Source organism: Microbacterium sp. NPDC055903 (genome assembly GCF_053615555.1).
The window spans coordinates 1,259,566-1,279,638 of sequence record NZ_JBSHCA010000001.1 but is presented as its reverse complement, the minus strand read 5'-3'; the positions used below and the strand labels follow the sequence as shown (position 1 = coordinate 1,279,638).

The following is a 20,073-nucleotide window of genomic DNA, read 5'->3' as shown; positions in this document are numbered from 1 at the left end:
CCAGCGCATCCGGAACCGTCCTCATCCCTTCACGGCGCCGGCGCCGATTCCGCGCTGCCAGAACCGCTGCAGGCACAGGAAGCAGACGATGAGCGGCGCGATCGACATGAGCGACCCCACCAGGACCAGCGTCTGCAGCTCGGGCGTCTGCGGGATCTGACCGTTCCAGACATACAGGCCCAGCGTGAGCGGGTAGAGGTCCTGATCCTGGAGCATGAGCACCGGCAGGAGGAAGTTGTTCCAGATGCCGACGAACTTGACGAGGAAGACCGCGACGAACGACGGCAGCATCAGCCGGGACGCGAGTGTGAAGAAGATCCGGAAGTCGCCGGCGCCGTCGAGCCGGGCCGCTTCGATGAGCTCGTCCGGAACGGTGGCGTCCGCGGCGATCTTGCTCAGGTAGAAAGCGAACGGCGTGACCAGCGAAGGCAGAAGCACCGACCATGCGGTGTTCGTCATTCCCGCCTGAGCGAACATCAGGAAAAGGGGCAGCGAGAGCGCAGTCGTGGGGACCATCACACCACCGAGCACCATCATGAACAGGGCTCCGTTGCCGCGGAAGCGGTACTTCGAGATGTAGTAACCGGCCATGCCCGCGATGATGGTGCCTCCGAGGGCCCCGCCGCCCGCGTAGAGCAGGCTGTTGGCTGCCCAGCGAAGGAAGATCCCATCGTCGTAGGCGAGCAGAGCCTGCAGGTTCTCCAGCAGTCGGAAGCTCCCGAAGGCGAGGGCAGGCGTCGAGTAGAGCTCACCGCCCGACTTCGACGAGGCGATGAAGAGCCAGACCACCGGCAGGAGGAAGTACACGGCGAAGAGCGCGAGCAGGGCGGTGCGCACGAGTCCCCACCCACCGGGGGCTTCTCGTGCGGTTCTGCGCGGAGTCCGCTCTCCGGTCACGATCGTGCGGGTTGCAGTCGACATCAGAAGGCTTTCCTCTGCATGAGCCGCATGAATCCGATCGACATCACGAAGGTGATGGCGGCCAGCGTGACGGATACCGCGGCGGCGTAGTTGTAGTTGTTGCTCGCGGCCTGGCTGTAGGCGAGCATGTTCGGGGTGTACCCGGAGGTGATGACGCTCGACAGCCGCTGGAGGACCTGAGGCTCGGTGAACCACTGCAGCGCACCGATCACCGTGAAGACCGATGCGAGATACACCGTGGGCATGATGAACGGAACCTTGATCGACACCGCGATCCGGAAGCTCGACGCCCCATCGATGCGTGCTGCTTCGAAGAGGTCCTCCGGTATGGCCGACAGCGCCGAGACGACGAGGATCACGTTGTAGCCGGCGTACGTCCACAGCCCGATGTTGGCCATCGCGGGCAGGACCAGCTCGGTTCCGAGGATGTCGATCTCGATGCCCAGGTTGCCCAGCGGCGAGAAGGCCGGCAGGTACAGGAAACCCCACATCAGCGCCGCGATGACTCCCGGCACGGCGTAGGGGAGGAAGTACATGCTGCGGAAGACGGCCGCCACCTTCGGGCTCGCGGCATCCAGCAGCAGCGCGAGCACAACGGCGCCGCCCACCATGAGCGGAGTCTGGATGAGCGTGAAAAGGACGACACGTCCGGCGCCGGACAGGAATTCCGGGTCCGTCAGTACCTTCGCATACTGCTCCAGGCCGACGAACCGGGTGCCGATCTCGCCGAAGATCCCGTCCTCGCGGACGATGCGGAACATGCTCTGGTAGAGCGCGCTGATGATCGGGACGACGAAGAACAGCGCGAAGAGCGTGAAGAACGGTCCGAGGAATCCCAGACGCACGAGCAGCGTCCGTCTCCGGATGCGCACCCGCGTGCGCGCCGAGTCTTCGATGGGCTGAGGGCCCCCGTCCGTCTGGGGACGGGAGCCCTCGGTCATGGTCGTGCTCATCCGCCGACCACTGCCACGTCCACACCCTGATCGCGCAGATCGTCCGCTGCCCGCTCCTGGGTGGCGGCGAGGGCGTCTGTGAGCGTTCCGCCTCCACCCATCGCCTCGGCGAGGGCGTCTTTCATGTACTGCGTGACGTTGGTGATGTTCGGCGCCCAGTTCCAGTTCGTTCCCACGATCGCGGACGATTCTGTGAACACCTCGAGGATCGGCTGCTCGGCGTAGAAGGGGTTCGGCGCACTGAGCTGCTCGTCATCGCCATCGAGGTCGCTGGCGGGCAGACCGCCAGCCTGGTACACGATCGGGGCGGCCTCGGCCGACGACGAGATCCAGTCCAGGAACACAGCGGCCTCGTACGGGTGCTCGGTCCCTGCGATGACCGCAGCGGATGAGCCGCCCATGTTCGCGGATGCGGGGGCGCCGGCATCCCACTGCGGGAGGGGGGCCACCGCCCATTTCCCGGCGGAGTCCGGGGCGTTGGTCGCGAGCACCCGAGACATCCACACGGGTCCGACGATGGTGGCTATCGCGCCGTCGTTCCATGCCTTGAACTGGTCAGGGCTGAACGGCTCCAGTGACGTGTTGACGAGTCCGTCGTCGATGAGCCCCTGCCAGTAATCGGCGACGGTGACGGCGGCTTCGTCCGTCATATCGAACGTGAACGTGTCGCCCTCGTACTGGAACGGCGCCGCGCCCGCCTGCCACATGAGGCTCAGCAGGAGGTTCATGTCGCCAGGGGCGAAGCTCGCCACGGGAACGCCGCTGGTGTCCAGCTGCTGGGCGACCTCACGGTACTCTTCCCAGGTCGTCGGTGCGTCGAGACCGGCGGCCTCGAAGACGTCTGTGCGGTAGAAGAGGGCGAGTGGTGCGGTATCGACGGGAGCTGCGTACAGGGCATCCGTGCCGAGGCTGACCTGCTCGTACGTCCAGGGGTAGATGCGATCGCTGAGATCGCTGACCGGGTCGCAGGCGGAGACGTCCTCCAGCCCGTCCTGCAGCCGAACGTTGGGCAGCGCCTGGTACTCGACCATCGCGAGGTCCGGGGCGGTGCCGGCCTTGAGCGCGTTGAAGAGGTTCTGGTACGCGGTGTCGCCTGACACGACCTTGAGGTCGACCTGGATATCCGGATGCGAGGCGTTGAACGTGTCGACGAAGTTCTGAGCCTGCGACGACCAGCTCCAGTACGTCAACGTGACCGGCCCATCCGACGGAGTGCATTCCGCGGCGGGTGCCTCCTGTGGTGCTGACGTGCAGCTCGTGAGTCCGGCTGCGAGTAGTGCGGCGGCTGCCGTCACGACCAGGGGCCGGCGAAAGGCCTTCGTCATTTCTCCTCCTTGAGATCTGGGTTTGCTGTTCTCGGGTGATGCGTTCTCGGTGTCCGTGCGGGTGTGGTGCGTGCCCCGGACGATGGGCAGGGTGTAGATGGGCAGGGTCTTATGGGGGGCAGTGTGGTTCAGAGATCGATCACGACCTCCGTCTCGGCTCGGCTGACGCAGAGCATCATGCTCGTCCCCGCGTCACGTTCGGCGTCCGTGAGCACGCGGTCACGATGGAGGACGGATCCTTCTCGGACTCCGACCTCGCAGGATCCGCACCACCCCTCCTCGCATGACGATGCGGCTGGATGGCCCGCGTCGCGCAGAGCGTCGAGTGCGGAGCTCTCTGCAGGGACATGGATCCGCTCTCCGGATCGGCCGAGGACGAGATCGAACGCCTCCGGATCGGCGAAGTGATCCGCGCGCGCCTGAGGAGGAGTGAACACTTCGCTGTGAAACGCCAGCCCGGCGGCGTCGGCGGCTGCGGATACGCGTTCGACAAGCCCGGTGGGCCCGCAGCAGTAGACCGCCGTGCCTGGAGCGGCCGAGTAGAGGAAGGCCTCCAGGTCCGGTCGGCCCTGAGTGCTCGTCTCCATCACCACTCCGCCGAGCCGCTCGACCTCGTCGTGATATCCCTGAGTCGCTCGATCCCGCACGAGGTGCAGAAGGGTGAACGGGGTACCGCGGCGGGCGAGCAGTCTGGCGATCGGCAGCAGCGGGGTGATGCCGATCCCACCCGCGATGAGCCGATAGGACGGAGCGTAGACGAGGGGGAAGCGATTGCGAACGGCCAAGAGCTCGACGCCTGTTCCGACACCGACCGCGTCGTGGATCTCGGCGGAGCCGCCCCGGCCGTCCCGCTCGTGCTGGACGGCGATCGTGTACGCACCCCGCTCGCTGGGCGATCCGCACAGCGAGTAGTGACGGACGAGCCCCGACGGCAGGCGGAGCTCTGCGTGTGAACCGGGCGCCCATGCGGGGAGCTCGCGCGGATCGACGGGCGCCAGCGTGAGCTCGATCACATCGCGGGCGACCTGCCTTCGCCCGGAGACCGTCAGCTCGATCGCCGAGCCCTGCGCAGTCGCGTTACGGGCGTAGATCTCGTCGTCGATGACGTCGACAGGATGCTTGCGCAGCCGAGCGGACGATCCGGGGGAGAGATGCTCGCCGGTCGAGAGGTCGAATTCCCATCCGTGCCATGGGCATCGGAGGATCTCCTGGTGGCGGCCGTAACGGTACTCGTAGACCAGCGACTCCAGGCGGGTACCGGCGACGCGTCCTCTGCACACCGGGGCCGCCTCGTGCGGGCAGATGTTGCGCCAGGCGACGATCTCCTCGCCGACTCGGTACAGGCCGACCTCGACGCCGTCGACGTCGCGCAGCAGCGCTCCGTCGCCTTGCAGGGGGACGTCGGCCACCTCGGCCAGCGGCTGACGGCTCATTCGACGGCCTCCAGGGCTGGCCGTTCGGCGCGTCCGGCCCAGGGCGAGTCCAAGTGAGGTGGGAGATCTTCGCGCTCGGGGCGCGAGCGGAGGCCATAGACCTCCATCGCCGTCTGCCCCATGATGCGGTCCCGCATCGCGGGGTTCAGCGACGTGAGGATCAGGTCACGGTTGTCGAAGTCCCAGTGCGGGTAGTCGGAGGAGAACATCAGCGTTCGTCCGGCGTCGATCATGTCGAGAATCTGCTCGAGCTCGCCGTTGCGCAAAGGCTCCTCGAGCGGCTGGGTCGTGAGGAGGACGTGATCGAGGATGTACTCGGACGGCAGTCGCTTCAGCCACGGGGTCGTGTCGCGAAGCGCTTTGAAGTTCTTGTCCATCCGCCACATCAGATGCGGCAGCCACGCCGTTCCGCCCTCGATGGCGATGAATCTCAGAGAGGGGAACTTCTCGAAGACACCTTCGGTGACCAGGCTGTTGATCTGCGCCATGTAGGTGATCGGCAGGATGTTGTGCCACTCCATGTACCGGCTGGGCCAGCCGACGGATGTGGGCGGCCACGCAGTTCCGGCGCCCTCGGTTCCCGGGTGGACGGCGAGGGGAAGGCCCACCTCCACCGCTGCCTCGAAGATCGGGTGGTAGTCGCGCTGACCGAGAGGCTTGCGGGTGGCCGCTGACGCGATGATCTGGACGAAACGGTCGTCGCGGGCACACCGGCGGATCTCCTCGGCTGCGGCGATCGGATCGTCGCCGTTGATGAGGATCGACCCGCGGAACCGGTTCGAGACCGGAAGCCAGACCTCGCGCGTGCAGTCGTTGTGCGCGGTCGCGATCGCGTTCATGTAGTCCGCATCGGTGCCGAGCGCGAGCTGATGGGGGCCGGTCAGGATCGCGTAGTCGATGTCGTAGCGATCCAGGTGGTCGCTGATCAGGAAGTAAGGATCGCTGGCAGGCGGGCCGCCGTTGGGCGGGGTGACGTCATGACGTGCGACGCCGCCACGAGGGTTGCCGTACTTGCCCGCGGGAAGCCCCGAGTAGCCCCACTCCTCGCGCCAGGCCTTGGGAAGGTAGCTGGCGAGATCGGGAAGCTCGTTGTGCACGTCGGTGTCTACCACGAGACGAAGTTCGGAACTCATCGTGCTGTGACCATCGCTTTCGGGAGTGCGCTTGTGAGTGAGGTGAAGTCGAGCGTCGGTCGGCGGGGCGCGTTGCCGCCGAGGGCTTTCGAAGCGTCGGAGGCAGCGAGCCAGAGGTGCTCGAGGACGTCGTCGTTGAAGAGATCGCCGGCCAGGAACGCAGGACAGAAGCAGCCGATCGCGCAGCTGACGACGTCGCCTGCGCCGAGCACGGGCACGGCCATGCTCACCGCTTCGCGGGGGTCGGCCGTCAGCTTCACGGCGACGGAGCGCGAACGCATGCGGGACAGCTCCTGCTCCCAGCGCTGCACACTGTCCGGCGTGGCGGATTCGAGGAAACTGCGCCAAGAGTGCTTCGAGGTGTATGACACGAGCAGTCTGCCCGTTGCCAGTGTCAGCGGGTCGCGCCAGTCCTCGCGGTTGATCCGCACGCTGACCGGACCGGCGCCCTCCGTCGCGGCGATCAGATGCGCCTCCCTGCCCTCGAGAACGGTGGCGGTCGTTGCAAGGCCTGTTGCAGCGCTCAGCCGCTCGAGGACGGGTTCGATCACCGGAGTCAGCACGCGTGAGGCCCGCCATTGCGACCCCAGCACGGCGGACGCGGGTCCCATCCGGTAGCCGCCGGGTACGCGCAGCAGGTAGTGGCGCGTGGCCAGTGTGCGCATGAGGCCGTGGACTGTCGAGACGGACAGACCGAGCTGTTCGGCAGCGGAGGTCACGCCGACAACGTCGGTCCGGGCGACGATCTCGAGGATGTCGAGGGCCCGGTGGACCGCCTGGACTCCGCCGCGGGGTTCGGTGGTGTCCCCGTGCACATTCGTTGTGCCTGTCATGCCCATGACGGTACGAGGAGCTATCCCGCATCACAACAAGTCATCCGACATTGTCGGATTCTCGGAACTTCCGATGCCGCCGACTTTCCCATTCAGCATTGCCGCAATGAGGTGAGGTCGCGCTACCTCGGTGCTGCGCCGCATGCCATGATCGGCCTCATCCTGGATGCCGTCGCCCGAACCAGGACCGCGTAGGAACCTCACGAAGGAGTCGGTTCATGAGACGTATCTCTGGCGCCGCTGCCGCGCTCGCTGCGGTGCTGGGCGCCGCCTTCCTGATTCCGGGGGCCCCGCCGGCGGCTGCAGCTGATCCAGGCGACTTCGACACCGTTCTCGCTGCGATGGAGGCGGAGCTCACAGGAGGCGACTTCGACCCGCTGGACCCGCGCTTCGACGCCGCACTCGCCCGGATCGACACGGCCGCGGAGGACGCCTGGAGCGCGCTGGACACGGATGTCGATCGGACCTACCTGTGGTCAGATATCACTCCAACGTCCTCTGGTGCGGGGAGCGAGTACATCGCGACGAACTACCTGCGCATCGAGACCCTTGCGCGGGCCGTCTCGACGCCCGGTTCGCTGTACTTCCAGAACGCCTCCCTCCGCTCGGATGCCGTAGAGGCGCTCCAGTGGATGTATGACACCTGGTACAACCCGGGCATCACGGCATCCGACAACTGGTTCCCCTGGGAGCTGGGCGGCCCGCTGCCCCTCATCAACTCCGTCATCATGCTGCGTGACCATCTCGCCAGCAGCGACGTGAGCGCATGGATGGCCGCCGTGGCGCATTTCAATCCGACGATCAGCCACGGAGCGAGCACCAACCGCGCCTGGGACGCCCGCATCTTCATCGCCCGCGGAGCGCTGACAGGTGATGAGGGCGTGCTGACGACGGGATCGAACGCCGTCCTCGCGATGCTCAACACCCAGGCCACCCTCGGCCAGAACGGCTACTTCGCCGACGGCTCGTTCATCGACCACAACTACTTCCCGTACACCACCGGCTACGGGCTCTCGTGGTTCAGCGGCGTCGTGCGGATGCTCCAGTGGCTCCAGGGCACGCCCTGGACGATCACTGATCCGCGCGTCGCCAATGTCGCGACATGGGCGTTCGAGTCGTACGTCCCCGTCATCCACCGTGGCGTCATCAACCCGTCGTTGGCAGGACGCAACATCGCGCGAGGCCAGGATCTCGATCACGTCACCGGCGTCGCCGCGATGGAGGCCCTGATCCAGTTGAGCAGCACGCTCGGCGCGGTCGAACAGCTGAGTCTGCGACGCCATCTGAAGGGGTGGATCCTCAGCGCCGTGCCGCAGAGCGACTTCTACGAACGCGCATCCGTCTTCGCGATCGCCGAGGCATTGACGTTCATCGATGATCCCGCGATCACCGCATGGCCGTCGTCGTCGTCGGTGGCGGTCTACCCGGTCATGGACAGGGTGGCAATGGCGCGTCCCGACTTCCAGTTCACGCTGGCGATGCACTCGAACCGGGTCAAGAACTACGAGATGATCAACGGCGAGAACCGTCGCGCCTGGCACACCGCCGACGGTATGTACTACCTGTACAGCGGGGATGACCTCGACCAGTTCTCGAACCACTATTGGCCCACCGTGGACCCCTATCGGCTGCCCGGCACGACGGTGCAGGCCAACACGAACGTGGCATCAGGGCTGAGCACGTCGAGCTTCGTCGGGGGCGTCGATCTCGATGGCCTCTCGGGATCGGCGACGATGATGCTCGCTCCTCCGGGAAACACGCTGCACGCCAACAAGTCCTGGTTCCTCTTCGACGAGGAGATCGTGGCGCTCGGATCGAACATCGACGACTCCTCCGGCAAGCAGGTCGAGACGATCGTCGACAACCGCCGGCTCTCGGGCGCGGCCGGCAACGCGCTCGTCGTCGACGGGGTCGCGGTGCCCAATGGTGCGGACTGGGCCAGCACCTTCTCGGATGTGGAGTGGATGAACCTCGCGGGCAGCACCCCGGGTTCCGGGGTCGGGTACGTCTTCCCCGGATCCGCATCCGTCGCAGGCGAGCGCGATACGCGCTCAGGGACGTGGGCGACGTTGAACTCACTCTCGCCGTACAACGACACGACCCCGCGATCGAACACCTTCAACACGTTCTGGCTTGGACACGGAGCCAACCCGTCCGATGCGTCCTACGAGTACATCCTGCTTCCCGCGTCATCGCCGGCGGAGACATCCGCCTACGCGGCGGACAACCCGGTGACGATCCTGGCGAACACGCCGACTGTGCACGCCGCCGCGCATGACGACGGCACGGTCGCCGCCAACTTCTTCGCTGCGACCGGTGGCAGCGTCTCTGTCGATGCGACGACGGTTCTCACGAGCACGACCCCGGGATCGGTGATGCTGAAGCGGGACGGCACGGGATGGGACGTCGCCGTGTCTTCGCCGTCCTTCGACCAGACGAGCGTTCGCATCGAGCTCGCCGGCGAGCCGTGGACGCTCGTGAGCGAGGATGCTGCGGTCACCGCCGTCGGAGGATCAGCCGTCCAGATCGACGTCGCCGGCGCCCGGGGCGCCTCCTTCCACTTCAGGTTGGAGGACGGGACCGCCGCCACCGCGGAATTGCGCGATCCGTTGGATGACTGGTCGTTGAGTGCGAGCCATTCGGCGGGCATGACGTTCGGGGTGTTGAACGCGGATCTGTATTTCGAGGGGGATGCGTCTCGGGCGATCCGGAGCGGGTCTAATACGGCGCAGTCGATCGTGTACGAGTTCGACGGGGCGGTTTCTGCGGAGGCGGTGGTGTTCTCGGCGGGGGCGCTTTCGGCGTCGCAGTTCCAGGTGGCGACGTCGGTGGATGGGACGACGTGGCAGCCCGCGTCGGTGGTGATCCCGCCGGGGACGGCGACGGGTGGGATCTGGCGGCGGACGAATCCGACGACGTCCGGCGTGTTCCCCGCAGGCACCCAGTGGGTGCGGTTCACTCTCGCGAACGATACGAGGATCTACGCTCCCGCCCTCGGCGAGGTGAGTATCAGCGCGACCGTGCCATGACCGACGGCGCAGCGCCGACGATTGAGCCCCGGTTCCGCTCGGCACGGGTTTCGGTCTCGTTACGAATTCCGTCCGCCTCTCGGCATCCGCTCCCATGCGTGTGCATGATGGTGCCTTGGGCCGATCCACCCGATCCGGCCGCAGCAGTACCTTCACAGATGAGGGAGATTCATGTCTCTGCAGTACACCATGCGCGGCCGCCTCGGCCTCGCCATCGGCGCCATCGGCGTCACATCCCTGGTCCTCGCCGGTTGCGCAGCCGGCGGCGACAACGGCGATGAGGGAAGCACCGGGGGCGGCGACGTCATCGTCGGCACCACTGACAAGGTCACCACCCTCGACCCGGCCGGCTCCTACGACAACGGCTCCCTCGCCGTGCAGACGCAGGTGTTCCCGTACCTGGTCAACACGGACTACAACAGCACCGAGGTCGTCCCCGACCTCGCCGAGTCTGCCGAGTTCACCGCGCCCACCGAGTACACGGTCACCCTGCCAGCCGGTCTCAAGTGGGCCAATGGCAACGACTTGACCTCCTCGGACGTCAAGTTCTCCTTCGAGCGCAACCTCGCCATCGCCGACCCGAACGGCGCGTCCAGCCTGCTCTACAACCTCGACAGCGTCGAGACGCCGGACGAGACCACCGTCGTCTTCCACCTGAAGACAGAGAACGACCAGGTCTTCCCCTTCATCCTGACCAGCTTCCCCGGCGCCATCGTCGACGAGGAGACCTTCTCGGCCACGGAGCTCACCCCCGACCAGGACATCGTCGACGCGAACGCGTTCGGCGGCCCCTACGCGATCGGCTCGTGGGACTTCAACAAGGCCGTCGAGTTCATCCCGAACGAGAACTACCAGGGTCTGCTCGACGCCCCCGTCAACGACAGCGTCGTGCTGCAGTACTTCGCGGAGTCCTCGAACCTGAAGCTCGCCGTCCAGGAGGGCGACGTCGACGTGGCGTACCGCAGCCTCTCGGCCACGGATGTCGACGACCTCTCCGGCAACGACAACGTGCAGGTCATCGACGGCCCCGGCGGCGAGATCCGCTACATCGTCTTCAACTTCAACACGCAGCCCTACGGCGCCAGCACCCCCGAAGCGGATGCCGCCAAGGCTCTCGCCGTCCGTCAGGCCGTCGCCGACATCGTCGACCGCGACGCCATCTCGGAGCAGGTCTACAAGGGCACCTACACCCCGCTGTACTCCTACGTCCCCGAGGGCTTCGCCGGCGCGACCGAGGCGCTCAAGGGCCTCTACGGCGACGGCGAGGGCGGTCCGGATGCCGACAAGGCCGCTGCCACCCTCGAGGCCGCCGGCGTCGAGACCCCGGTCTCGCTCAGCCTGCAGTACAGCCCCGACCACTACGGCCCCTCGTCCGGTGACGAGTACGCCCTGGTGAAGTCGCAGCTCGAGGAGACCGGCCTGTTCACCGTCGACCTGAAGTCGACCGAGTGGGTGCAGTACTCCGAGGACCGCACCGCCGACGTGTACCCCGCCTACCAGCTCGGCTGGTTCCCGGACTATTCCGACGCGGACAACTACCTCACGCCGTTCTTCCTCAAGGAGAACTTCCTCGGCAACCACTACGACAACCCCGAGGTCAACGAGCTGATCCTCCAGCAGGCGGTCGAGACCGACCCGGCGACCCGCACGGCGGACATCGAGCAGATCCAGGAGCTCGTCGCTCAGGACCTTTCGACGCTCCCGCTCCTGCAGGGCGCACAGGTCGCGGTGGCGGGCACGGGCGTGGACGGCGTCATCCTCGACGCATCGTTCAAGCTCCGCTTCGCCCCGATCACCAACTAACAGCGACAAACGCCGGATCCGTCCCGCTTCGACAGGCTCATCGAGCCGTGGTCGGAAGCGGGGCGGATCCGGCGTACCGCGCGAAGGATCCACCCATGACGAGCGACGTCGCCACGGCGGCGGGCACGCAGCCCGCCGCGCCTCCGCCCCGCAGCACCCGCCGCTCCGGCGGCGGTTCGCTGGGCCGATACATCCTCATCCGATTCCTCCTGATGATCCCCACCGTGCTGATCCTGGTCACGGTCGTCTTCTTCCTGATCCGGCTCACCGGCGACCCGATCACCGCAGCCCTCGGCGGGCAGCTCACCCCTGACCAGCTCGCCGAGCGCATCCACGCCGCCGGCTACGACCGGCCGATCCTCGTGCAGTACTTCGAGTACCTCGGCCAGATCTTCACCTTCGACTTCGGCAACACCATCACCGACAACCGTCCGGTCGTCGAGGTGCTGCTCACCTACGGCAGCGCGACGCTCGAGCTCGTGCTATACGCGCTGATCGTGGCCTTCATCGTCGGCATCCCGCTCGGCATGGTCGCCGCGGCCAAGCGTGACCGCTGGCCGGACGCGACGCTGCGCGTCTCCGCGATCCTCTTCTACGCGACGCCGGTCTTCTTCTCCGGACTCGTCGCGAAGCTGATCTTCTCCGTCTGGCTCGGGTGGCTTCCGGTCTCCGGCAGGGCGAACGTCCGCACGGAGATCGCGCTCAGCCGCGAGGGCGGAACGGGGATCTACCTCATCGACGCCATCGCCTCCGGCAACCCCGCCTACGTGCAGGACGTCCTGTTGCATGCCGTCCTCCCCGCAGCGACGCTGGGTCTGCTCACCGCCGGGATCTTCCTGCGCCTGGTGCGCACGAACGTCATCGGCACCTACAACATGCCGTACATCGACGCGGCCCGCTCGCGCGGCGTCGGCGAGGGCCGCCTGGTGCGCACGCACGCCTACCGGCCCGCGCTCATCCCGATCATCACCGTCATCGGCCTGCAGATCGCGCTCATGCTCGGCGGGGCCGTGCTGACGGAGACGACGTTCGAATGGAAGGGGCTCGGCTTCCAGCTGGCCGCCTACCTCGGCGCGCGCGACTTCGTCGCCGTGCAGGGCATCGTCGCGATGATCGCCGTGATCGTCGCAGTGACGAACTTCCTGGTGGACATCATCGCCGCCTTCGTCGACCCGAGGGTGAGGTACTGATCATGGCGAAGACCTCCCTCCTCTCGCGCCTTCCCGTCGTGCACCAGCTCCGTCAGAGCGTGGGGCTGCAGCGCGGGATGCTCGTCGCCGGCCTCGTGATGACCGGGCTGTTCCTCGTCGTGGCGCTCTTCGCTCCGCTGATCGCGCCGTACGGCTACGACCAGCTCGGTGGCGATGACGGCAACTTCGGTGCTCAGCAGCCGCCGAGCGCGGCGCACCTTCTCGGCACCACGGTCGGCGGCTACGACGTGCTCTCCCGCGTCATCTGGGGGTCGCGCACCGCGTTGCTGGTGATCATCGTCGCCGTGACGCTTTCGGTGATCATCGGCGTGCTGCTCGGCCTCGTCTCCGGCTACCTCGGAGGCTGGGTCGACCGCATCCTCGTCGTCGTCGCCGATGCGATCTACGCCTTCCCGACGCTCCTGCTCGCCATCGTCGCTGCCATCGCGATCAGCGGCGGCCAGTCCGGCCTCTGGCCCGGCGTTCTCGCAGCCGCCATCTCGATCTCGGTCGTCTTCGTGCCGCAGTACTTCCGGGTCGTGCGCTCCGAGGTCCTCCGGGTCAAGGCGGAGGCCTTCGTCGAGTCGGCTCGGGTGATCGGCGCACCGACGACCCGCATCATGTTCCGCCACGTGCTGCGCAACTCTACGCGCACGCTGCCGCTGATCGTGACGCTGAACGCAGCGGAGGCCATCTCGACGCTCGCGGCACTCGGCTTCCTCGGCTTCGGCATCGAGCCGACCGCCGCCGCTGAATGGGGTTTCGATCTCAACAAGTCGATCAGCGACGTCGCTGCGGGCATCTGGTGGACGTCCATCCCGCCAGGGCTCGCGATCGTCGTCGTCGTGCTGGGCATCACGCTCATCGGCGAGAGCCTGAACGATCTCGCCGATCCGCGCCTGCGCGCACGGCGCCGAGCGGGTAAGACGCCCGCGGACGCCGTCGCCGCCACGCAGCCGGCGGCGCGTGAAGACATGGGAGAGGTGCAGTGATGGCATCCGCCGTTCAGATCCGCGATCTCGACGTCACCTTCGCCACCGACGGCGGCGACGTGCACGCCGTGCGCGGCGTGAGCCTCGATGTCCGAGCCGGCGAGGTGCTCGCGATCGTGGGCGAGTCCGGCAGCGGCAAGACGGTGACGGCGCGCTCGATCCTGGGGCTGCTCCCCGAGACGGCGCAGACGTCGGGGGCGGTGATCCTGGACGGCGCTGACGTGACCCGCCTGGACGCCGCCGGCCTCCGCGCGGTGCGCGGCACCAAGGCGGCCATGGTCTTCCAAGAGCCCTCCAGTGCGCTGAACCCCGTGTTCTCGGTCGGGTGGCAGCTCGCCGAGGGGCTGCGCGCTCACGGCGGCGTCAGCCGCGCCGAGGCCAAGGCCGTTGCGATCGACATGCTGCGCCGCGTCGGCATCCCCGAGCCGGAGCGGCGGGTGAACGACTACCCGCATCAGTTCTCCGGTGGGCAGAAGCAGCGCATCGTCATCGCGATGGCGCTCGCACTGAAGCCGGCGGTGATCATCGCCGACGAGCCGACCACCGCGCTGGACGTCACGGTGCAGGCCGAGATCCTCGACCTGCTCAGGACGCTGCGCGACGAGGAGGGCACCGCGATCGTGCTCATCACGCACAACATGGGCGTGGTGGCCGATCTCGCCGATCGCGTCGCGGTGATGCTGAACGGCGAGCTCGTCGAGACGGCGCCCGTCGCGGAACTCTTCTCCGCACCGCAGCACGAGTACACCCAGCGCCTGCTGGCGGCGGTGCCGCGGTTGCAGATCGCGGATCGGGTGCTCCCGGCATCCGATGCCGCGCCGCTCGTCATCGCCGAGGATCTCGTCATCGAGTACCCCGGCCGGCTCGGACGCCCCGCGTTCCAGGCGGTCAAGGGAGTCAGCTTCACCCTGTCGCCCGGCGAGGTCGTGGGCCTGGTGGGCGAGAGCGGATCCGGGAAGACGACGATCGGCCGAGCCATCGCCGGTCTCGCGCCGATCTCCGGTGGATCGCTGGAGGTGCTCGGCATGCAGATGCTCGGTGTCAGGGAACGGCGGTTCCGGCCGCTGCGCCGAGACATCGGCTTCGTGTTCCAGGATCCGGGTACCAGCTTCAACCCGCTGCTGACGATCGCGCAGAACGTCGCCGAACCGCTGATCGTCCATCGCGTCGCGAAGGACGCCTCGGATGCCAGGCCGAAGGTCGATGAGCTGCTGGAGGCCGTGCAGCTGCCGGCCGCCTTCGGCGATCGCTACCCGCACGAGCTGTCCGGTGGACAGCGTCAGCGCGCCTCGCTCGCGCGGGCGTTGGCGCTCGAGCCCAAGCTGCTCATCGCGGATGAGCCGACCAGCGCGCTGGACGTGTCGGTGCAGGCGAAGGTGCTCGAGCTGTTCGGCGAGGTGCAGGAGAGGTTCGGCTTCGCGACCCTCTTCATCACGCACGATCTCGCCGTGGTCGACATGCTGGCGCACACGGTCGTCGTGCTGCACCAGGGCGAGATCGCCGAGGCAGGTCCTTCGGCGCGTGTGCTGGGCGACCCTGCGGACGACTACACCCGCCGCCTGCTCGCTTCGCTGCCCGTGCCCGACCCCGCCGAGCAGGCGGAGCGCCGCGCTCGTTGGGCGGCCGGAGAGGCGGTCTGAGCCCGGCATCCTGCAACTCTGCGCAACGTCCGGCGCGGTAGCGTTCCCACGACGCCACGGAATGCCGATCCCCAGTCGGCTCCGGTGTCTTCCCGAGGGGGGATGGGGTGGGAGCTGAGTCCCCAGCTGCAGCGACCACCCCCATGGCGTGCACGTCCGTCAGAACCAGCGGAACCCGAACCACAGCACCGCGGCCGCCGCGATCACGGCGATCGGCACCCAATTCACGGACTGCCGGAGGCGGCGCCCCTCTCTGGCCACCCCGGGGGGTGTGACGATGCCGGGCGGTGCGGCGAACGGCGATGCGGCGCCTGACGCCCGACCTGCGACTGCCTGCTCCGGCAGCCGCTCATCGCGCCAGCGGGCCCACTGGTCGAGCTTGACGGTGAGCGCATCGACGACCCCGAGCATCCACTCCCAGGTCGCAGGGTCCACCGTGGATGCGCTGCGCCTCGTGTAGAGGAAGAGCCAGTCGTCGACGATCTCGACGTCGAGTTCCGCGGCGTTGTCGATGAACCGGGCCATGACGTCCGGCGTGAACAGGTAGAGGGCATCGCGCGCGTAGCCCTCAGGGCAGTAGAGCCGGAAGTAGCGGTCGAAGTCGCCCTCCAGCGACAGTCGCTGGTCGTCGCGGAACGATGCGGGGAGGTTCGATCCGAAGAGCGAGTTGTTGCCCGTCGCGTCGAGAACGATGTTCGGCAGCGGCACATCGAGCCGGATCGCGACGTACCCCCAGCGATGGGTGGTGGAGTTCTTCCCCGATTTCACCGTGTACTGGTAGTTGCCGAACTCGACGAAGCGCGGAGAGCGTGCGCGCACGAGGTCCTCGGAGATCCGGGACGATCCTCGCCCGAAGATCATGCCGGGAAAGACCGGGTCGTCCATCCGCGCCTGGTACTCCATGCCGTTGGCGATCGCGAAGCGCGCCAGCCGGAAGCGCCTGATCCTGCCGCGGCGCCAGGCGAGCACGCCGGTCGTGACCAGGGCGATGGCCGCGCCGACGATGAGGACGCCGGGAAGGAGAGCGGCGAGCGTCGCCCCCGAGGTCTGCGTGGCGGAGACGAAGATCCCGATGATCGGGACGAGGGCCGCGATGCCGCCGATCACGACGACCACCACCACCAGGATGCGCACCCAGGGGAGGGGCCGCGACGACTGCGCAGCGAACGCGCGCAGCGCTGCGGGAGACACGGGATCGGTGAGCGCGCGGGTGTCGAGGTCACGGGCGGCGGCTGGCTGACTCACCCGACCACGCTACAAGCAGGTGTTCCGGGGTGAGCGTATCGAAGCGATTGCTCGCTGAGCCTGTCGAAGCGTTTGCTCGCTGAGCCTGTCGAAGCGATTGCTCGCTGAACCTATCGAAGCGTGCGGGTGGGTTCCCTTCGACAGGCTCAGGGAACGGACGCGCGCTCAGGGAACGACGCGCGCGTCAGCGGTTGATCGTGTCGCCGTCCCAGCTCAGGTCGGCGTCCTCCGGGATCACGAACACCTCGAGCCGTTCATCCGCGCAGATCTCAGCCACGAGCGCGGCGGAGCCTGCGATGACCGTTGAGTCGAAGTCGATCTCGCTCACCATCACCCAGGCGCGGTCCTCCGGCCAGATGATGCTGGGATGCTCCGCGGACGGCGGGAAGCCGCGGAGCTCGGCCTCCCGGTCGCGCCAAGGCGCATCGAGGATCCACGCGGGGTCGGCGAAGGTGCGCGGCGCGGCCGAGAACAGCACGTGGGCCCGATCCGGGAGCTCTAGGCGCGGACCCTCGGAGATCTCCCGCGAGAGGATGCCCTCCTGCCAGACCGGCTTGCGGAACATGTTGTTGAAGACGTCGTGGGCGCTGCGGTCGAGCAGGCGCTGATGGTTCGGATCCTCGCTGTGCACGAAAATACCGCGTGCGGGGTTGGCTCCGAAGTATCCGACCAGCCCGCCGATCCCCTCGAAGAGCGCCGCACAGCCGGCATCCGGCGTCGTCGTGTGCGCGAGGAGGTGCGCGGCGACCACGGCGAGCAGCTCTGGAGCCATGCTGGCATCGGCCGGCGCGTGGAAGGCGCGCCCGTCCGGCGCGACCCGCATGTTCCAGTCCTCCTCCGGCGGGGTGCGGACGAGATGCTGCCACTGCGCCAGCGGATGCAGCGTCGTACCGAACGCGGCGGCGGCATCGGCCCAGGTGGCCGGAGCCTCCCGCATCCGCTCGGTCAGCCCGGCGGCCTCGGCGGCCGGCATGTCCCAGAGCACCTGCGGGGCGGGCATCACGCCGCCGGGGATCCACTGCACGGATGCCGGATGCAGCACCCGCGCGTACGCCTCGTAGCCGTGCGGGACGACGCCGGGGTCGTCGTCCAGTCGCTCCCTCAGCCAGGCGCCGGAGGTGTTCGGGTCGCTGATCCACTCCATGCCCTCACGGTACCGGGTGCGCCCGTGCGAGATCCGGGGCCGACGCCACCCTGCGTTCACCGCCGCGTCGCCGGCCGTCCACCCGCGGATGCGACCATCCGGTGCGTGCGTCCCCTCGTCACCGTCATCCTCCCCGCCAAGGATGCCGCGCCGTACATCGGAACGACGTTGGAGACCCTCCTCCGGCAGTTCGAGGATGCGTCCGCCGTGAAGCTCGTCGCGATCGACGACGGATCGAGCGACGGCACCGGCGCCATCATGCGCCGCTACGCCGACCGCTTCCCGCATGCGGAGGTGATCACTCACCGGCGACCGCTGGGCCTCGCCAGCGCCCGCAACGCGGGACTCGCGCACGTGGACACCGAGACGTTCTGCTTCATCGACGGTGACGACTGGATGCAGCCGCACCGGCTCGAGGTGCTGCACCAACGCCTGCGCGAGCTGGACGTCGACTTCCTCCGCACCGACCACGTCAGGGTCACGGGCACCGATCGTGTCCTCGTACGCGCCCCGCACACCTGGCGCGGTATCGCGGCATCGCCCCGCACCGCGATCCTCCCCGCGGACGACACGACGATGGTCGACTACCCCTACGCCTGGGCGGGCCTCTTCCACAGCCGCCTCATCGAGTCGGGGCTGGCCGCCTTCGACGACGGCCTCTTCACGGCGGAGGACCGGCCGTGGATCTGGCGGCTGCATCTCGGAGCATCCTCATTCGCCGTCGTCGATGCCCCGGCTCTGCTGTACCGCAGGGGAGTGGCGACCTCGCTGACGCAGATCCGAGACCGTCGCCAGCTCGACTTCGCACGCGCGCTGGGGCGCGTGATCGACATCGTCGAGCAGGATGCCGAGACCGAGTGCTTCCTGCCCAAGGCCGTATGGACCGTGCTCGCGCTCAGCGCGCACCACATGGTCCGCTCGCGGCGGATGGCGCCCGCGCTCCGGCGGGAGATGCGCGAGAGCATCCAGCGCCTGCTCGCACGTCTTCCCGAACAGGCCACGGCCTCGGCCCTGGAGCGCTTCGACGGCCCGAGGCGCAGGGTGCTGGCGCGAAACCTGCGCAGGGCGGGGAGGACGGCATGACCGGCCTGTTCGTGCTGCACAGCGCCTACGGCCTGGTGACGGCTGCCGCAGCGATCGACGCGCGGATGCTCGGCGAGGGCGGGGAGCGGGTGCTCGTGCCGGTGAACTCGGCGAGGGTGCCCGAGACGGCCATCGGGATCGACGTGCAGGCCAACCTCGCGACGCTGCGCGCACGGTTCGACCGGGTCGAATCGCTCGACGCGCTGCTGACCCCGCGGCATCCGAGCTCCTGGGCGCCGGACGACGCCGAGCTGCCCGTGCTGCGCCGCCTTCTCGCTCGCGCCTGGAATCTCGACGACGACATCGAGCTCTACGTGCAGAGCCCGCAGGTCGCACCGGCGAAGACCCTGATGTCGCTGTTCCCGGACGCGAGGATCACCGTCATCGGCGACGGCCTGATGACGTACTCGCCGATCAGGGTGGCGCTCCCGCGATCGGTGGTCGAGCGGGTCGGGCGCGTCGTCTACGCCGACGTCGTCCCGGGTGTGGAACCGGTGCTGTTCGGCGAGTCGGGAGCAGAGCGGGTGCCCGTCCCGCCGGCGGCCTTCCGCGCAGCGCTCGCGGAGACCGACACCCAGGACGCCGCGCTCGAGGAGCTGACTGATGGGACGCCGACCGCGCTGGTGCTCGGACAGTACCTCTCGGCCCTCGGCCTGGTCTCGCCGGCGGAGGAGCTCTCGATGCAGGCCGAGATGGTCGACAGGGCGCTGAGGTGGAATCCGGGTCGGATCGTCTTCAAGCCGCATCCGGCCGCTCCTCCTGCCATGGCGGATGCCGTGCGCGAACGCGCGCGAAGGAACCGTGTCTCCTTCGCGCAGTACGCGGGCGTTCTCCCCGCGGAGCTCGTCGCCGACCGTCTGGATGCCGTCGGCGTCGTCGCCGGCTTCTCCACGGCCCTCCCGACCATCCGCACCCTGTCTGGTCGCCCGATCGGCTCAGCCGGGCTGGCGACCGTTCTCGCGCGGCTGGCACCGTTCGAGAACAGCAATCGCATCCCCGCCGCGATCGTGGATGCGATCACGCGTGAGGACTCGCCGTACACCGATCCGGCCCGGCTCCAGCTGCTCGTGGATGCCGTCGGCTACGCCATGCAGCCGGAGATCGCCGCGCACCTGCGGCCGAGGGCGGAGCGCTTTCTCACCGAGGCGGATGCCGGTGAGCGCGAGCGCTATGTCGGCGCGCGTCGTCTCGCGGAGCTCAGGCTGCCAGGGGCTCCGGCGGAAGGAGCGGTGCGGCGGATGCTGCGATCGAGCGGCGGTGTCGGACGCATCGAGGAGCTGCGACTCACCGCCGCCGGCGCGCGTCGGCGCGCGGCACGAGCATGGAAGGCGGTGCGTGGGCGATGAGCG

15 protein-coding genes are annotated in these 20,073 nt (G+C 68.0%); 7 read left to right on the top strand and 8 right to left on the bottom strand.

Annotation, left to right across the window (positions count from 1 at the left end; genetic code table 11):
• Positions 1-21: 21 nt before the first annotated feature.
• The 6 genes from ACWGJP_RS05820 to ACWGJP_RS05795 all read right to left on the bottom strand — a co-directional run bounded on the left by ACWGJP_RS05820 (position 22) and on the right by ACWGJP_RS05795 (position 6,598).
• Positions 22-921, bottom strand: a complete 900-nt coding sequence (locus tag ACWGJP_RS05820) for a carbohydrate ABC transporter permease (protein WP_452328807.1) — start codon at positions 919-921, stop codon at positions 22-24.
• On the bottom strand, positions 921-1,862 hold the full coding sequence (locus ACWGJP_RS05815) for a carbohydrate ABC transporter permease (protein ID WP_452328806.1): 942 nt from the start codon (positions 1,860-1,862) through the stop codon (positions 921-923). The genes ACWGJP_RS05820 and ACWGJP_RS05815 overlap by 1 nt, the downstream gene beginning before the upstream one ends.
• A gap of 8 nt (positions 1,863-1,870) precedes the next feature.
• Entirely contained in the window at positions 1,871-3,199 is a 1,329-nt protein-coding gene (locus ACWGJP_RS05810; RefSeq protein ID WP_452328805.1) for an ABC transporter substrate-binding protein, read from the bottom strand.
• A gap of 128 nt (positions 3,200-3,327) precedes the next feature.
• A complete protein-coding gene (locus ACWGJP_RS05805; protein WP_452328804.1) occupies positions 3,328-4,632 on the bottom strand; it encodes a 2Fe-2S iron-sulfur cluster-binding protein in 1,305 nt (434 codons plus the stop codon).
• Positions 4,629-5,765, bottom strand: coding sequence for an amidohydrolase family protein (locus ACWGJP_RS05800; protein WP_452328803.1), 1,137 nt, complete (start codon positions 5,763-5,765; stop codon positions 4,629-4,631). Before ACWGJP_RS05800 ends, ACWGJP_RS05805 begins: the two co-directional genes overlap by 4 nt.
• A complete protein-coding gene (locus ACWGJP_RS05795) occupies positions 5,762-6,598 on the bottom strand; it encodes an IclR family transcriptional regulator (protein ID WP_452328802.1) in 837 nt (278 codons plus the stop codon). The genes ACWGJP_RS05800 and ACWGJP_RS05795 overlap by 4 nt, the downstream gene beginning before the upstream one ends.
• A 218-nt stretch (positions 6,599-6,816) precedes the next feature.
• On the opposite strand from ACWGJP_RS05795, the gene ACWGJP_RS05790 reads away from it, so the two are divergent.
• The 5 genes from ACWGJP_RS05790 to ACWGJP_RS05770 all read left to right on the top strand — a co-directional run bounded on the left by ACWGJP_RS05790 (position 6,817) and on the right by ACWGJP_RS05770 (position 15,252).
• Positions 6,817-9,627 carry a polysaccharide lyase 8 family protein gene (locus ACWGJP_RS05790; RefSeq protein ID WP_452328801.1) on the top strand — a complete coding sequence of 937 codons (2,811 nt, stop codon included), beginning with the start codon at positions 6,817-6,819 and terminating at the stop codon, positions 9,625-9,627.
• Positions 9,628-9,798: 171 nt separating this feature from the next.
• A complete protein-coding gene (locus tag ACWGJP_RS05785; protein ID WP_452328800.1) occupies positions 9,799-11,430 on the top strand; it encodes an ABC transporter substrate-binding protein in 1,632 nt (543 codons plus the stop codon).
• Positions 11,431-11,525: 95 nt separating this feature from the next.
• Positions 11,526-12,620: an ABC transporter permease gene (locus ACWGJP_RS05780; RefSeq protein WP_452328799.1), complete on the top strand. Its 1,095-nt coding sequence runs from the start codon at positions 11,526-11,528 to the stop codon at positions 12,618-12,620.
• 2 nt (positions 12,621-12,622) lie between these two features.
• Positions 12,623-13,612, top strand: a complete 990-nt coding sequence (locus tag ACWGJP_RS05775; protein ID WP_452328798.1) for an ABC transporter permease — start codon at positions 12,623-12,625, stop codon at positions 13,610-13,612.
• Complete coding sequence (locus tag ACWGJP_RS05770) at positions 13,612-15,252, top strand: dipeptide ABC transporter ATP-binding protein (RefSeq protein WP_452328797.1); 1,641 nt, start codon at positions 13,612-13,614, stop codon at positions 15,250-15,252. Before ACWGJP_RS05775 ends, ACWGJP_RS05770 begins: the two co-directional genes overlap by 1 nt.
• A 159-nt stretch (positions 15,253-15,411) precedes the next feature.
• Here the strand turns inward: ACWGJP_RS05770 and ACWGJP_RS05765 are convergent, their stop codons facing one another.
• The gene (locus ACWGJP_RS05765; RefSeq protein ID WP_452328796.1) at positions 15,412-16,497 is read right to left on the bottom strand and encodes a hypothetical protein; all 1,086 of its coding nucleotides are present in this window, start codon (positions 16,495-16,497) and stop codon (positions 15,412-15,414) included.
• 184 nt (positions 16,498-16,681) lie between these two features.
• A complete protein-coding gene (locus tag ACWGJP_RS05760; RefSeq protein ID WP_452328795.1) occupies positions 16,682-17,641 on the bottom strand; it encodes a hypothetical protein in 960 nt (319 codons plus the stop codon).
• A 105-nt stretch (positions 17,642-17,746) separates the two neighbouring features.
• On the opposite strand from ACWGJP_RS05760, the gene ACWGJP_RS05755 reads away from it, so the two are divergent.
• Entirely contained in the window at positions 17,747-18,724 is a 978-nt protein-coding gene (locus ACWGJP_RS05755; RefSeq protein ID WP_452328794.1) for a glycosyltransferase family 2 protein, read from the top strand.
• On the top strand, positions 18,721-20,070 hold the full coding sequence (locus ACWGJP_RS05750; protein ID WP_452328793.1) for a polysialyltransferase family glycosyltransferase: 1,350 nt from the start codon (positions 18,721-18,723) through the stop codon (positions 20,068-20,070). The genes ACWGJP_RS05755 and ACWGJP_RS05750 overlap by 4 nt, the downstream gene beginning before the upstream one ends.
• The last annotated feature ends 3 nt before the right edge of the window (positions 20,071-20,073 follow it).

Excerpts from the sequence above, each read along its gene's own strand:
- ACWGJP_RS05805 (WP_452328804.1), bottom strand. The coding sequence starts at position 4,632 with ATGAGCCGTCAGCCGCTGGCCGAGGTGGCCGACGTCCCCCTGCAAGGC.
- ACWGJP_RS05795 (WP_452328802.1), bottom strand. The coding sequence starts at position 6,598 with ATGACAGGCACAACGAATGTGCACGGGGACACCACCGAACCCCGCGGC.
- ACWGJP_RS05800 (WP_452328803.1), bottom strand. The coding sequence starts at position 5,765 with ATGAGTTCCGAACTTCGTCTCGTGGTAGACACCGACGTGCACAACGAG.
- ACWGJP_RS05790 (WP_452328801.1), top strand. The coding sequence starts at position 6,817 with ATGAGACGTATCTCTGGCGCCGCTGCCGCGCTCGCTGCGGTGCTGGGC.
- ACWGJP_RS05770 (WP_452328797.1), top strand. The coding sequence starts at position 13,612 with ATGGCATCCGCCGTTCAGATCCGCGATCTCGACGTCACCTTCGCCACC.
- ACWGJP_RS05810 (WP_452328805.1), bottom strand. The coding sequence starts at position 3,199 with ATGACGAAGGCCTTTCGCCGGCCCCTGGTCGTGACGGCAGCCGCCGCA.
- ACWGJP_RS05815 (WP_452328806.1), bottom strand. The coding sequence starts at position 1,862 with ATGACCGAGGGCTCCCGTCCCCAGACGGACGGGGGCCCTCAGCCCATC.
- ACWGJP_RS05775 (WP_452328798.1), top strand. The coding sequence starts at position 12,623 with ATGGCGAAGACCTCCCTCCTCTCGCGCCTTCCCGTCGTGCACCAGCTC.
- ACWGJP_RS05760 (WP_452328795.1), bottom strand. The coding sequence starts at position 17,641 with ATGGAGTGGATCAGCGACCCGAACACCTCCGGCGCCTGGCTGAGGGAG.
- ACWGJP_RS05785 (WP_452328800.1), top strand. The coding sequence starts at position 9,799 with ATGTCTCTGCAGTACACCATGCGCGGCCGCCTCGGCCTCGCCATCGGC.
- ACWGJP_RS05750 (WP_452328793.1), top strand. The coding sequence starts at position 18,721 with ATGACCGGCCTGTTCGTGCTGCACAGCGCCTACGGCCTGGTGACGGCT.
- ACWGJP_RS05820 (WP_452328807.1), bottom strand. The coding sequence starts at position 921 with ATGTCGACTGCAACCCGCACGATCGTGACCGGAGAGCGGACTCCGCGC.
- ACWGJP_RS05780 (WP_452328799.1), top strand. The coding sequence starts at position 11,526 with ATGACGAGCGACGTCGCCACGGCGGCGGGCACGCAGCCCGCCGCGCCT.